The organism is Lichenibacterium minor (assembly GCF_004137685.1).
Taxonomy (GTDB): domain Bacteria; phylum Pseudomonadota; class Alphaproteobacteria; order Rhizobiales; family Beijerinckiaceae; genus Lichenihabitans; species Lichenihabitans minor.
The window spans coordinates 1-13,967 of sequence record NZ_QYBB01000067.1 but is presented as its reverse complement, the minus strand read 5'-3'; the positions used below and the strand labels follow the sequence as shown (position 1 = coordinate 13,967).

Here is a 13,967-nt window from a genome sequence, read left to right as displayed (position 1 = left end):
ACCTCGGGATGCTTGTGGGTGGCATAGTTGTCCATGATGGCATGGATCACCTTGCCGGCCGGCACGGCATCCTCGATTTGGTCGAGGAAGGCGATGAATTCCTGGTGTCGATGGCGCGGCGCACAGCGGCCGAACACGGTGCCCTTCCGCGTGCTCAGCGCCGCGAACAGCGTGGCATCGCGCTGTTCGCGGCCAGCGTCGCCCTGCTGCTGGTGGCCAACGCGCTCCTCACGGCCATCGGCCGCGCTAGCTTCGGCGTGGCATCCGCTGTCGCTTCCCGTTACTCATTGCAGTCCCTCTTGCTCCAGCCAGCGCTCCTTATCGTAGTGTGGCGCCAAAGCCGCGCTTGGCTTTCTGCTCCGGGAATGCGGTTCGCATTCGGCTCCGCCCTGCTGGCCGCCGGGACAGCGCTGTCGCTGCTGGCCAGCCTATCGACCGCGTCGCGCCAAGAATGGCGTGGCCGCGTGGATCAATTGGACCGGGCGGGCTTCGCTCTGACCCAGGGGCTGTTCGACGACGGGGTGCTCCGCCTCGTGTACCCAGATCCTTCATCCATCCGACAGGTCGTCCGTGCTTTCGCGGCGGAAAGGCTCGGACCTTTCTCAGCGCTATTTGGCGGGATCTACCGACCACCATCGAACCTTCTTGTCGGCATCGACATCAGCGCAATCAGCCAATGCTCAGCAGATTTTGGCATCGAGCGAGACGGATCGCGAGTGACCGGTGTCGAGGGCTGGGCTTTCAATCCCGAGATGCCGACCGGAGACGGCTTCGCAGTCGTCTTGGACCGTTCCGCGCAAGACCGCGTCGTCGGCTTCGGGCGCCAGTCCATCCAGCGCGACGACGTCGATAAAGCCTTGCACGTGTCAGTCGGCCGCAGCGGGTTCGACATCCCCTTGTCACTGCCGCCTTCGAGCGGCGGCGCCCGTACCTTAACCCTGCTCATTGTACCCTGGCGGGCTGAACGGCCTGTCTGCGGTAAGTCGGTCGAGATACCCTGAGCTCGCCGGGGCCCCCCTAATGCGAGCGGCCGATCGGATCGTGCAACGGCCGCGCTGATCTAACCTTGGAAGCCTGGCACGTTGTAGCCCAGCGCGTCGGCCATCGCCTTGCCGAGGCGCACGCTTTCCGAGATGCCGCGGTCTTCGGGATAATAGAAGCAGGTGTCGGCCACCTGCAGCCCGTGCACCGGCGTCTGCACGGGCGGGATGGATGCGGCGAAGCCCGGCGGGCAGATCGGCTGGGCGTAGCGCAGCCGCGCCACGTGGCCGTCGATGCGGTCCGCTTCCGTGACGGCGGGGTTGACGCGCCGGATGGCCGCGAAGGCCTCGTCGAGCAGCGCCGCGTCGGACCAGCCCCAGCGCGGGTTCGTGGTCGGCATGTAGTAGGGCACGTAGACCACCGTGTCGCCGGTGTCGCGCAGGTTGGAGAACTCGATGATCCCGGGGATCGGCACGCCGGGCTCGACGATGTTGACCCAGAAGTGCGGCGTGACAGAGCGCTTCAGCTTGAACACCAGGCAGGCCACGCCGATGTTCTGGATGGCGTCGTACTGCGCCTTCGATTCCGCCGGCAGTCCCGGGACCATGCGCGACACGAGCGGCGTCGGCACGGTCGAGATGACGGCATCGGCCGGGATGGTGCCCGCCGCCGTGCGCACGCCCGTGGCGCGGCCGCGCTCCACCACCACCTCCTCCACGGGCTCGCCCAGGCGCACTTCGCCGCCGAGCGCGCGGATCTTCGCCACCAGTGCGTCGACCAGCGTGGCGGTGCCGCCCGCGATGTGGCCGAGCTCCTCCTGCATCATCGAGCGGCGCGAATTGCCGAGCCGCCGGATGCGCGTCCAGATCCAGGCGGCCGACACGTCGTCGGCGTGTTCGTAGAACTTCAGCGCGAAGAGCGGGTGCCACAGCTTGTCGTAGACGGCGCGCCCGCACCAGCGGGTGATCCAGTCCTTGGCCGAGGTGGTTTCCAGCGCGTCCCAGCGCGGCCGCTTCGACGACAGGAACATCAGCGCGCCGTAGCGGAGCTTCGACGCGAGGTCGAGGCCGGGGAAGCGCAGCAGCGAGACGGGGTCGCCCCACTTGTGCAGCTTGCCGCCGATGAAATAGCCCATGGTGGTCGGCTTCCACACCATGCGGTCGCCGATGCCCAGTTCCGCCATCAGGTCGAAGGTCGGTTTGTCCGTGCGGCACACGAAATGGTAGTAGCGCTCCAGCGACAGGCCGCCGAAGTCGAAATGGGCCGCCATGCCGCCGGCCTCCGCGCCGGCCTCGACGACCGTGACGGCATGGCCCGACTTCGCGGCCTGATAGGCGGCGGCGAGGCCCATGGCCCCCGCGCCGACGACGACGACTCGCATGATCAGAAGTCCAGCGCGACCGACGCGAAGCGCGGGTCGTTGAAGGTTTCGTGGAAGGCCTGGGCCAGCGGCGTCGGCACGACGCCGAAGATGCCGGGCCAGTCGATGACGTCGAACAGGTCGGGCGTCGACAGGGCCGCGAGCTGGTTCGCCGTGAAGGGCGGGTTCTTGTCCACCAGCGCGTAGGTGAGCAGCAGCCGCCGGAACAGGCCGTAGGGGATCGTGACGATCCTGGCCTTGGCGTTCGCGGCGGTCCTCACCATCCGCATCATGTCGATGTAGTCGAGCGTGGTCAGCCCGGAAATGTCGTAGCTGCCGGTGGTGCGGCGCTCGAGAGCGCTCATGATGATGGAGCAGAAGTCGCCGGCATAGAGCGGCTGGCGCCGGAACTTGCCGTCGCCGGGGATGGGGAACACCGGCACCTTGCGCATGAAGCGGGCCAGCCAGCCGATGTGCTTGCGGTCGAACCAGCCGAACATCAGCGTCGGCCGCAGCACGACGTGGGGGATCGGGCAGGCGTCGACGAGCTTCTCCTGGGCCTTCTTGGTTTCGGTGTAGAGGTCGACCGCCGCCGAGTTCACCACCGAGGACGAGATGTGCACGAGGTAGCCGATGCCGGCGGCGCGCGACGCCGCCAGCACGCGCTCGGTCGCCTTCACGTTGTTGGCGTCGAACACGGCGGGGTCGAGCCCGCCGATCTGGGCGTGGAGCTGGACCAGGGCATCGGCGCCCAGGAGCGTGTCCTCCCAGCCGCCGGCGCGGCTGAGGTCCGCCTCGACGACGCGCACGTCCGGGTGCAGCGCCGCCAGCGTCTTCGTGTTGGCGCGGTGCTTGTCGATGGCGACGATGTCGGTGAAGCCGCGGGCTTTCAGCCGCGGGATCAGGTTCTGCCCGACGAGGCCGGCCGCGCCGGTGACGACGATCCGGCCGCGCGGGGAGGGGGGGGTGTCGGTCACGGCGCTCAAAGCTTGGTCTTGTAGAAGAGGGGGCGGGGGGCGAAGCGCACCGCCGTCATGATGGGCCGCCAGAACCAGGGCGCGTAGACGATGCGCTGGCCCTTCGCCACGGCGCGGTCGATGGCGCCCGCGATGGCTTCGGGCTTGGCCCAAAGGGGCCCCGAGCGGTCGAGGTGGGCCGTCATGGGGGTGTCGACGAAGCCGGGCTTCACCGTGACGACCTTGACGTTGGTGCCGTGCAGGCGGTGGGCGAGCCCTTCCGCGAAGGCGTCGAGCCCGGCCTTGGCGGCGCCGTAGACGTAGTTGGACTGGCGGCCGCGGTCGCCCGCCACCGAGCCGATCACCACCAGCGTCCGGGAACGCCCGTCCGCCATCAGCTGCGGCTCGGTCAGGGCCTTGGCGGCGAGCTGCAGCCACAGCGCCGCACTGGTGAAGTTCACGTCGATCAGGCGCCGTGTTTCTTCCGCGCTGTCCTGCGCGGCCGCCTGCTCGCCCAACACGCCGTAGGCCAGCAGGACCTCGTCGGGCGTTCCCAGCCGGGCGATCATGCCGGCGAAGCGCGGCTCGGCATCGGCCATGTCGGCGAGGTCGGTCGCCACCGTGGCTACGTCGCCGGCGCCCCGCGCGCGGAGGTCGGCCGCGATGGCGTCGAGCCGCGCCTGCTGCCGGCCGACCAGCACGAGGCGGGCGCCCGCCGCGGCGCGCTGGCGCGCGTAGGCGTTGGCGATGGCCGAGGTGGCGCCGAGCACGAGCACGGTCTTGCCCGCGCCGGGGCCCGGGGCCGCCGCCGCGGGGATCTGGGAACTCATGCCGTGTCTCCGGTGACGCGCCGCCAGAAGTCGGACGAGATGGCGGGGTCGCGATAGGATTCGACTTCGCGCCAGCGCGGGAAGCCCGCGCGGAACTGCTCGGCCGTCATGGTGGCGTCCTTGGCCGGATACAGCCGGCCGCCGGCCGCCAGCACCACCTCGGCCATCCGGTCGAGCAGGCGCAGCGTGCCGGGGCCGCGGTTCGGCAGGTCGAGCGCGAAGGTGGCGCCTTCGCGCGGGAAGGACAGGATGCCGGGCGACGCGCGCGGGCCGAACAGCTTCAGCACCACGAGGAAGGAGCCTTGACCCTCGGCCGACGTGAGCTCGAGCAGCTTCTGCAGCGCCCGGGGCGCCGCCGCCATGGGCACCACGGACTGGTGCTGGAAGAAGCCGCGGCCGCCGTAAAGCTTGTTCCAATCCGTGATGCCGTCGAGCGGATACAGGAACTTGCCATAGGGCACGCGCGCGGCGGCGCCCCCCGCCGGCTGGCGCGAATAGGCGGCGTTGAACAGCCGCACCGTGAGCGGCCCGAGCAGCGCCGAAGGCGCGTCGCGCGGCACCTTCAGCCGGGCCTTTTCGCCGTGGGGCACGAGGGGGCCGCCCGACGCGTGCCGGCCGCGGTTGAACAGGCCGCGTCCGAGGCGCCGGCCCGCCGCGAGGCAGTCGACCCAGGCCACCGTGTAGGGCCAGTCGTGGCTGTCCTCGGCGGTGCGGAAGAAGCCGTCGAGGTCGGGCAGCCGCAGCGTCTGCGCTTCGAAGTCGCTCGACGACACGGGCTGGAGCTGGATCTCCACCCAGGCGATCAGACCGGTGAGGCCGAGGCCGCCGACGGTGGCGGCGAAGAGGTGCGGGCGCGATCCCGGCCCGATCTCCAGCGTTTCGCCGTCGCCGCGCATCAGCCCGAGCGCGCGGACGTGGCACCCGACGGTGCCCATGCCGTGGTGGTTCTTGCCGTGGACGTCGTTGGCGACGGCGCCGCCGAGGGTGACGAACTTGGTGCCGGGCGTCACGGGCACGAACCAGCCGCGGGGCACGCAGACGGACAGGAGGCCGCCGACCGTCAGCCCGGCTTCGGCGCGCACCACGCCGGTCGACCAGTCGGCCGCGATGATGCGGTCGAGCCGGGCCGTGCGCAGCAGGTGCCCGCCGCCGTTGAGGCACACGTCGCCGTAGGAGCGCCCCATGCCGTGGGCGAGCGCGTGGACGTCCCCGGCCCTGAAGGCATGGGCCAGCTCGTCGAGGTGGGCGGGCTCGGCGACGCGGCTCCGCGCGTGCGACACCCGGCCCCAGGAGGTCGTGGCGGTCCCGAACGGGTCGGTCACAGGCGGACCACCTGCGCGCAGACGGCCAGCAGCGCGCAGGCGGCGCCGAGCACGACGCTGGTGCGGTCGCGCGCCGCGAACAGGATCGGGTCGTCGTTCATCAGCCCGCGCGTGGTCAGCATCCACATGCGCAGGATCCAGTAGCCGAGCAGGCCCATCACGCCCCACAGCAGCTCGGGCGACCGGTAGTTGAACGGTTGCCGCTCGATCGTGGCCGTGATGAAGAGCGAGAAGATCACCACCGAGGCGATGCCGGACGACAGGCCGCAGCACAGCACGTAGAGCCGGTCGTCGAGGTCGTAGCCGCGCCCCGACAGCGTGGTGCGCCCGGCCTGGCGGACCACCCCGAACTCCACCTCGCGCTTCATGAACGCCAGGCTGAGGAAGAAGAAGATCGAGAACATGAGCAGCCAGTGCGACGGCTTCTCGCTCACCAGCAGCATGCCGGCCAGGATGCGCAGGGTGAACAGCATGGCGATCACCAGCACGTCCACCATGGCCATCTTCTTCAGCCGGAACGAATACGCGAGGGTGATGACGAGATAGGTGCCGAGCGCCGCCGCGAAGGCGAGGCGGAGCAGGCAGGCGCAGGCGAGCGCGCCCGCGATCAGCGCCGCCGCGGCCGCGCAGGCGGTCGCGACCGGCAGGTCGCCGCTGGCGATCGGGCGCTTGCGCTTGCGGGGATGGCGGCGGTCCGCATCGATGTCGAACAGGTCGTTGACGAGATAGGTGCCGCTGGTCAGCGCGCAGAGGCACGCGAAGGCCAGCACGGCCACGCCGGCGTCGCGGGGATGCAACTCGCCCATCGACAGCGCGAAGGGGACGAAGACGAGCAGGTTCTTCAGCCACTGGTGGGGCCGCATGCCGCGCAGCACCGCCCGACCGACCGATGGGGCGCGGCCGAGCTCGACGATGCCGAGCCCCTCGGCCTCGGCGCGGCGGCGCAGGGCGGGAGACAGGTCGACGCCGAAGCGTTCCCGCGCGGCGCGCCAGATCGGCAGGTCGGCGTCGGAGCGGCCCAGGTAAGCGAAGCCGTCGGGGTGGCGGTCCTGCAGGGAGCGGGCTTCCGCGTCGGGCGACGCGTCGGGCCGGCGAGCCCCCGCGCCGCCGTCCGTCAGCCGCGCGAGGTCGCCGTCCCCGCCGCCGAGGGCCTCGCGCGACAGCCAGGTCACGGCGCGGCCTGCCCCCTTGGCCCCGGTGGCGAGCGCCTCGACGGCATCGCGGCGCGGGCAGGCGTCGAGGTCGAAGGCTCCCGCGGCGTCGGCAGCGGCGCCGTCGAGCGCCGCCCGGCCGCGCAGGGCCGCGGTGGCGAGCGCGGGCGCGGACAGCGGATTGGACTTCAGGGCGGCGAACAGCCGCTCGTGCAACGGTTCGGCGCGCAGCAGCGCACGGTCGAGGTCGATCACCAGCGCGGGGCTGGCGATCGGGGGCGCGGGCGGCCGCCCGGCCGCGTGGTCCGCCTGGGGCTCTGGGCGCCCGGATATGTCGATCGCCTGCACGGCTCGCCGTCGCTCCTCGGGGCCCACCGGCGGCCGCGGAACGTCCGTCCCCGCCGCACCGATCCCGGACCCGGGCCGCCGCAGCGCCCGTGCCGGCAGATCCCTGAGCCCTCGATGACGCGGCGGCCCTCGTGGCGGCCCCGCCGCGGTGTCCTACACGATCGGGTTCGGGATCGGAAGGGCCGCGGCTTCGCGGGCCGTGAAGGGCCCGCGCCCGCTCGCCAGCGCGGCGTCGAGCAGATCCAGCCGGTCCTGCCCCCAGAAGATTTCCCCGTCGAGGATGTAGGAGGGCGAGCCGAAGACGCCTTCGGCCAGCGCGCGGCGCGTGTCGGCCGCGTAGGCTTCCGCCACGGCCTCGGCGCGTGCGGCTTCCAGCAGGGCCGCGCCGTCGTGCCCGGCATCGTCGAGGATGCGGCACAGGTCCCCCGGGTCGGCGAGGTCGCGCTCGCCCTCCCAGCAGGCCGAGAACCCCGCGGCGATGAAGCCCTCCGGATCGGCCCCGGCCAGCCCCATCGCCACCACGATGCGGTCGGCCAGGCCGGGATCGAACGGCCAGAAGCGCGGGTGCAGGCGGAAGGACAGGCCGCGCCGCTCGCGCCACCGTTGGAGCTCGACGAGGCGGTAGTCCTGCCGCGAAGGGTGCCGCCGGGCGAGCGGCAGGCCGCCCGACTCGGGAAACACGGACGCCAGCGACACGGGCCGGAAGCGCACCGCCGCGCCCCTGCGCCGGCAGATGTCCAGGAAGGCGCGGTGGCCGATGTAGGCCCAGGGGCTCAGCATCGTGAACACGCAGTCGATGGTCCGCACCGCGTCGGCCATGGTCCCCCCTCCGGTGCGCCGCGGCCGCTCCGCGTCGGCACCTCGGCGGAGCGTAGCCCCATCGTTCGTGCGGGAACAGCTCGCCCCCGCGAAAAGCGCATCGTCGCCACGGGGCTGGCGCCGGAGCCGGCATGGCGCGCCGCTCCGCCGGGGATCAGCCGCGCGGCGGCGCCCGGCCCTGCGTGGCGCGCAACTCCGCGATGGCGGCGTCGAGTTCGTCGCGCTGGCGTTGCAGATGGGCGATCTGCCGCGCGATCTGCTCCGGATCGAGCGCCAGCGCGTCCTCCGCGGGGCCCTTGCCGGCCACGAAGCCGACGATCTCCGCGAGGGTGAAGCCGAGCCGCTTGCCGCGGAGGATCAGCTCCAGCTTGCGGCGCTCGCCCGCGCCGTACAGCCGGGACGCACCGTGCCGCCACGGCGTCAACAGGCCCCGGTCCTCGTAGAAGCGCAGCGCCCGCTGGCTGACGTTGAACGCGCGGGCCATCTCGCCGATGCCGAGCAGGCCGTCTGGGCGGGGCGCCGACCCCGATGCCGGCGCGCCGTCCGCGAAAGAAGGAATGATGCTCATGGTCGCGACCTGTGATGGCCCGAAGGGATGAAAGGCGGCGGGACCCTTCGAATCTCCGATGTCGGATCAACTATCAGTTGCCACTCGACCCCGCAAGATGCGACCGGCGGCCGTGGCGCCCGCGGCTCCGCCCTGTGCCATTTTCGAACGGCTTAACTCCCTGTTTACCGAGAGATTCGAAACTCCTCCTCATCGGGCTTCCTCGTGCGGCGGCCGGCGATGGATTCGCGTCCGGAGCGTTGACGGCCGAGCCGGTCTTCGACCGCGAGTCCGGCGCCGGCCCAACGGGGAGCGATCGCCGGGGTGCGCGGCGGCGGTCCATCGGGTTGTCCCGATCCGACAGGCTTCAAGGGGACCGGGTCCGGTCTGCGGGTGCGACGATGAACAGAACGGTTCCGTTGAGCAAGGATGCCGGCCCCCTGCGGCGCCCCGGCCAGCCCGAGGGCGACCGCCTCGACGACGCCGTCGCGCTGGCCGGGGCGGCCCGGGGCCGCGTCGACCACACGGCCGAGATGAGGGCCATCGCGGCCCAGCTCCAGCGGCTGTCGGGCGCGGTCGGGCACGCCGGTGCGGACCAGGCCTCGGTCGCCCCGGGCCGGGTCGACGCGCTGCGCGACGCCGTCGCCGCCATCGCGCGCCGCCAGGCCGACCTCGATGGGGACGCCCCCGCGCCGGCCGAGCTGCCCGCCCCGACCGACGCCCCCACCCTCGCGCCGCCGCCGGAGCCCGGCCGCGCCGCGCCGCCTCCCCCCACCGTCGCGCCGTCCCAGCCCGCGGCTGCGCGCGAGCCGTCCGGCCTCCGCCGCGCCGGCATCGACCTGTCCGCGGAAGTGTCGCAAACCTTCGCCCGCTTTTCGCGCGACCTCCGCGACGCCATCCACGCCACCGACGCCGGCCCGAAGGTCGAAGCGCTCGGGCAGGAGATCCGCCAGATCGGCCGCGCCGTCGACGGCATGGGGGCGGCCCTGCCGAACCCGGACGCCCTCGCCCGCATCGGCGACCAGACCCGCGAGATGCGCGACCTCCTCAAGGCGTCGACGGCGCGCTCCGTGCCCTTCGATGCGGTGGAGCGCCAAGTGGCCTCCCTCGAAGCCCGGCTCGGCAGGCTGGCCGCCTTGCCGGAGCCGGCCGCCGCCGCCCCGCCCGATTTCGGCGCCACGATGGCCGAAGTCCGGGCGCTGCTCGACGGCTTCGATCCCGGCGCCACGATGGCGGCCCTGGAAACGCGGCTCGGCGCCATGACGGACCGCATCGAGCGCGGGCTCGACGCGGGGGGGCCGTCCGGCCTCATCGAGGGCCTGAGCCGCAGGGTCGACGAGATCCACGCCTCGCTGCGCTCCCAGCTCGCCGCATCGGCGGTCGACACGCGTCCGCTCGAAGGGCTCGTCCGCGGCCTGTCGGAAAGGATCGGCCAGGCGCGGGAAGCCACGACGGATTTCCACCAGCTCGAAGCCGCCGTGCGCGCCGCCGCCGCCAAGATCGACGGCGCAGCCGCTGGGCTCGACCCGCGCGGCGTGCAGGCGGTCGAGGCGCAGCTGGTCCGGTTGAGCGAGCGGCTCGACCGCTCCGAGGCGAGCCTGCGGGCGCTCGACGGCGTCGAACACACGCTGGGCGAATTGTTTTCGCAGTTCGAGGTCACCCGGCAGGTGGCCATCGACGCGGCCGAGACGGCGGCCCGGACCGCCGCGCGCGACACGCTGCGCGCTGCGCTGCAGAACCCCAACCTCGCCCATCGCGCGTCCGACGTGCCTTCGGCCGCGGTGGACCAGATGGCGCGCAGCCTGGACGACATCCGGGCCCTGCAGGACACCGCGGAGCGCCGCACGCAGTCGGCCCTGTCGGACATCCAGATCGCGATGGACCGCCTCGCCCAGCGGATGGCGGGCATCCCCGCCCGTGCGCCGACCTTCGAGGAGCCGCGCCGCCCCCGCGCCGGGGCGCCCGAGCCGGCCGCCGCCGAGGCGGGGCGCGGTCCGCGCGAGCCCGTCGACGAGCTGATCGAGCCCGGCCTCGGGCGGGGCTTCCCGCCGCAGACGGCGAAGCCCGAGCCGCGCGTCGAGCCCGAGCCCGAAGGCTCGGCTCCGACCCCGGTCGTCGAGAACGACGGCCCCGCCAGCTTCATCGCGGCGGCGCGCCGCGCCGCCCAGGCCGCCCAGGCGTCGGCGGCCGCCATCAAGTCCGTCGAGCGCCGCCCCGCCCCGCGCCCCTCGGCATCTCGCGACCGTGCGGCCTCCGCGGCGCCGGGCAGCGGCACGCTCGGCCGGGCCAGGAGCTTCCTGGCCCAGCGCCGTCGCCCCATCCTGCTCAGCCTCGCCGCGCTGGTGCTGCTCGTCGGCGCGCTCGAAGTCGTCAAGCTCAGCGCCGGTTCCGCCGAGGCGACCCGCGTCAGCGAGGCCGCCGCGCCGGCCCGCAGCGGCGCGGCGACGCCGGCCGCCGCAACGTCGAAGCAGGCCGAACTGCCGAAGGCGGTGCTGCCGGCGGCGTCGGCGCCGGGGCCGGCACCCCTGCCCACCTTCGTAACGGGCACCAAGGCCCCGGCACCGGCCGACGGCATCGCCGAAGGCTTGCGGACCGCCGCCGCGTCGGGCGACGCCGGCGCGCAATACGAGGTCGGCCAGCGCTATTCCGACGGCCGCGGCGTGTCGCGCGACCCGAAGCAGGCCGTGGCCTGGTTCGAGAAGGCAGCGGCCCAGGGCTCGGCGCCCGCCGCCTACCGCCTCGGCTCGGCCTACGAGAAGGGCGTGGGGGTCGACCGCGATCCGGCGCTGGCGCTGGGCTGGTACGGCAAGGCCGCCGACGCCGGCAACATCCGGGCCATGCACAACCTCGCCGTGATGTCGGCGGAAGGCGCCGTCGGCAAACCGGACTATGCCAAGGCGGCGCAATGGTTCGGCAAGGCCTCGACCTACGGCGTGCGCGACAGCCAGTTCAACCTGGCGATCCTTTACGCCCGCGGCCTCGGCATCGAGCAGAGCCTGCCGCAGTCCTACACCTGGTTCGCCATCGCGGCGTCGGGAGGCGACGAGGACGCCGCCAAGAAGCGCGACGAAGTGGCTGCCAAGCTCGACGCCAAAGCCCTGTCCTCCGCCAAGGCGGCGGCGGACGCCTTCCACGCCGCCACGGCCGCGCCCACCGCCAACGACGTCGCCCCGCCGGCGGGCGGATGGGACGGCGCGTCCCCCCGCGTCCCCGCAGCCGCCGGCCCCAAGCTGAGCCAGCTGTGATACGGCCGCCGCCCGCGATGGGGGCGGCAGCCGATGCCGCGCGAGGCCTTGCGGTCTCGGCGCGTCCCGGCTATGAACGTCGGCGTCGCGGGTGTAGTTCAATGGTAGAACGGCAGCTTCCCAAGCTGCATACGAGGGTTCGATTCCCTTCACCCGCTCCATTTTTGCGCTAGAGCGCTGTTTTCCCTACCGTCGTCTCACGTTCTTGCCGCCGACTGCCCGATTCCGGGCGGAAACCGGTAGGAATCCTGGTAAGAATCCAGCGTAAGGCGCCCCCATGCCGCGGTCGAGCACCACCGGTCTACCGTTCCTGGTCCGACGGACCGACACGGGTAAGTTCTGCTATCACCGCGACGTGCCGGCTGCCGTCGCCGCCTTCATAACGGGCGACGTCGTGCTGCCCTGGAAGGAGGGCATCCACAAGCTCGAGGGCCGGCCGACCGTTAAGGTGTCGCTCGCGACCGGCGACGAGGCCACAGCGCGCGTCCGGTGGAACCGCGTTCACGAGCAGGTCGAGGCGCTGGTCCAGATGGGACAGGTGCTGGCCGCGGAGAAGGAACAGCGAGGCCGTGAGCGCAAGACGGTGCAGCGCTTGCCCGTCGGCGCGGTCGACACGATCGCGGCGCAGGCCAGGCACGATCTCTTGGCCGAGCACGATCAGTGCTGGATCGACCCGACCTTCACGTCGCCCCTGACGGGCGTCGTCGTGCGACTGATGCGGAACGCCAGCCGCACGGCCTCGCTCGATCCGGTCGATGATGCCCGCCGCTTCGCCGACGATCTCAGGTTGCGCGATGCCAAGGCAGCCCTCGTCTCCCGCCGGCCCGGCACGCTCGATACGGAGATCGAGGAGGGCGAGGTCACCGACCAGCGTCTCATCGCCGCCATTAGCGACCTCGCGGCGGGGCGCATCTCGCGGCTCACGCCTGAGCAGAATGCGGCACTCACCGCGACCTGCACCACGTCGACCATCTCCAGCGAGCTGGACCTGCGCCTGGCGGAGAACGGTCTCGACCTGCCGCACGGCCACCCCGACCGCCGGGCTCTGGCGCTGGCGCTGCTCAGGACCACGGTCAATGGGCTCGAGGCCGTCAGGTCTAGGGACGCCGGCGCCGCCATCGACACGCCTGCTCGTCCGCCTGTGGTGGCGCCCGGGTCGAGGTCCGAGACGTTTGATATCAACATGCCGCTCCTGTCCGCGATGCGCGAACGCTGGATCAAGGAGGAAAGGCCGCTCGACAAGCAGCAGGACGACAACGCGCTCTACACGGGGTACTTCATCAGCAAGTTTGGCGACCTGCCGGTCGATCAAATCACCAAGCCGGTACTGAAGGACTTCATGGATCTGCTAGAGCGCTGCCCTCGCAACGTGCCTCATGCCATCCGCCGGGCGTCTCTCACGGAGCGGATCGCGTGGGGCGAGAAACCGGCCAACCTGAAGCAGCCCAGGCTCGCCAGGCGCACGGTGAACGCCAAGGGCTTAGGCTCGATGTCGGCCGCGCTGTCGATGGCCGAGAAGCTGGGGCACATCGCCGTCAACCCCTGCAGCAAGATGGGCCTGAGGATCACCGACGCGGACGTGGTCAAGCGCGAGCCGTACAACCTGGAGGACCTCCGGCGCATCTTCTCGACGTCGGTCTACGTGGCCCCGATCGAAATCCCGATCAGCGGCTGCGGGTGCGCAGCGCACTGGCTGCCGGCCCTGGCGCTGTTCACCGGAGCGCGGCTGGAGGAACTCGGGCAACTGCTGGTAGGGGATATCAAGCAGATCGAGGGCCTGTGGTGCGTTCACATCACCGATCTGCCGGACGACGAGGACGCCGCTGACCGAGAGGCCTGGTGGGACGAAGAGGAACCGGGGAAGGCGGTCAAGACCGCGGCCGCACGGCGCTACGTGCCTGTGCATCCCGAACTGGTGCGATGCGGCTTTCTGAACTTCGTGTCGCAGCGCAGGCGCGACGGCTTCAGGCGTCTCTTCCCCGAACTGAAAGCCTACCGCGGCCGGACCACGAAAGCATGGAGCACATTCTGGGCGCGGCACACGGACGAGCACGTGACCAAGTCGCCCCGGAAGACGTTTCATAGCTTCCGGCACCTGTTTGTGGCGCGGCTGCGCGCGGCGGGGGTGGATCGGGACCTCATCAAGGCGCTTGTTGGACACGCCAACAAGGATGTGACTGCCGGCTACGGCGTTGTAGACGGCACATTGTTCCCCATCGCGGTTCTGCACGAGGCGCTCGGGAGGGTGCGCGTAGATGGCCTCGACTTGTCGCATCTACATCGGCCGGAACTTATCAAGGCTGCTTGAAACGAGCTGGCTCCTGCCCGTGGGTAATTGCTCACCTCCCCTGGGCTGGTGTGGTGTCGCGGGCGTCGGGAAGCGGTTGGATTTTTGGGTCGACGACGGC

The 13,967-nt window shown here is 71.7% G+C and carries 9 protein-coding genes, 1 tRNA gene and 1 pseudogene; 3 read left to right on the top strand and 8 right to left on the bottom strand.

The window, feature by feature from the left end; genetic code table 11:
* The 8 genes and pseudogenes from D3273_RS25550 to D3273_RS25515 form a co-directional block, all read right to left on the bottom strand.
* Window positions 1-173 (bottom strand): annotated as a pseudogene (locus D3273_RS25550) (IS630 family transposase); the annotation flags it as partial.
* Between the two features lie 887 nt (window positions 174-1,060).
* Window positions 1,061-2,362, bottom strand: a complete 1,302-nt coding sequence (locus D3273_RS25545) for an NAD(P)/FAD-dependent oxidoreductase (RefSeq protein WP_245501390.1) — start codon at window positions 2,360-2,362, stop codon at window positions 1,061-1,063.
* 2 nt (window positions 2,363-2,364) lie between these two features.
* Complete coding sequence (locus D3273_RS25540) at window positions 2,365-3,318, bottom strand: NAD-dependent epimerase/dehydratase family protein (RefSeq protein WP_129229783.1); 954 nt, start codon at window positions 3,316-3,318, stop codon at window positions 2,365-2,367.
* Window positions 3,319-3,323: 5 nt separating this feature from the next.
* The gene (locus D3273_RS25535) at window positions 3,324-4,127 is read right to left on the bottom strand and encodes an SDR family NAD(P)-dependent oxidoreductase (RefSeq protein WP_129229782.1); all 804 of its coding nucleotides are present in this window, start codon (window positions 4,125-4,127) and stop codon (window positions 3,324-3,326) included.
* Window positions 4,124-5,449, bottom strand: coding sequence for an FAD-binding oxidoreductase (locus D3273_RS25530; RefSeq protein WP_129229781.1), 1,326 nt, complete (start codon window positions 5,447-5,449; stop codon window positions 4,124-4,126). The genes D3273_RS25535 and D3273_RS25530 overlap by 4 nt, the downstream gene beginning before the upstream one ends.
* The gene (locus D3273_RS25525) at window positions 5,446-6,948 is read right to left on the bottom strand and encodes a UbiA family prenyltransferase (RefSeq protein ID WP_165359695.1); all 1,503 of its coding nucleotides are present in this window, start codon (window positions 6,946-6,948) and stop codon (window positions 5,446-5,448) included. Before D3273_RS25525 ends, D3273_RS25530 begins: the two co-directional genes overlap by 4 nt.
* Window positions 6,949-7,101: 153 nt before the next feature.
* The gene (locus D3273_RS25520) at window positions 7,102-7,767 is read right to left on the bottom strand and encodes a 2-hydroxychromene-2-carboxylate isomerase (RefSeq protein ID WP_129229779.1); all 666 of its coding nucleotides are present in this window, start codon (window positions 7,765-7,767) and stop codon (window positions 7,102-7,104) included.
* A 154-nt stretch (window positions 7,768-7,921) separates the two neighbouring features.
* A complete protein-coding gene (locus tag D3273_RS25515; RefSeq protein WP_129229778.1) occupies window positions 7,922-8,335 on the bottom strand; it encodes a MerR family transcriptional regulator in 414 nt (137 codons plus the stop codon).
* A gap of 380 nt (window positions 8,336-8,715) precedes the next feature.
* Between D3273_RS25515 and D3273_RS25510 the strand changes: the two genes are divergently transcribed.
* The 3 genes from D3273_RS25510 to D3273_RS25500 all read left to right on the top strand — a co-directional run bounded on the left by D3273_RS25510 (window position 8,716) and on the right by D3273_RS25500 (window position 13,867).
* Window positions 8,716-11,559, top strand: coding sequence for a tetratricopeptide repeat protein (locus D3273_RS25510; protein WP_129229777.1), 2,844 nt, complete (start codon window positions 8,716-8,718; stop codon window positions 11,557-11,559).
* Window positions 11,560-11,646: 87 nt separating this feature from the next.
* A tRNA-Gly gene (locus D3273_RS25505) sits at window positions 11,647-11,720 on the top strand.
* A 116-nt stretch (window positions 11,721-11,836) separates the two neighbouring features.
* Entirely contained in the window at window positions 11,837-13,867 is a 2,031-nt protein-coding gene (locus D3273_RS25500) for a site-specific integrase (RefSeq protein WP_129229776.1), read from the top strand.
* Window positions 13,868-13,967: the final 100 nt, after the last annotated feature.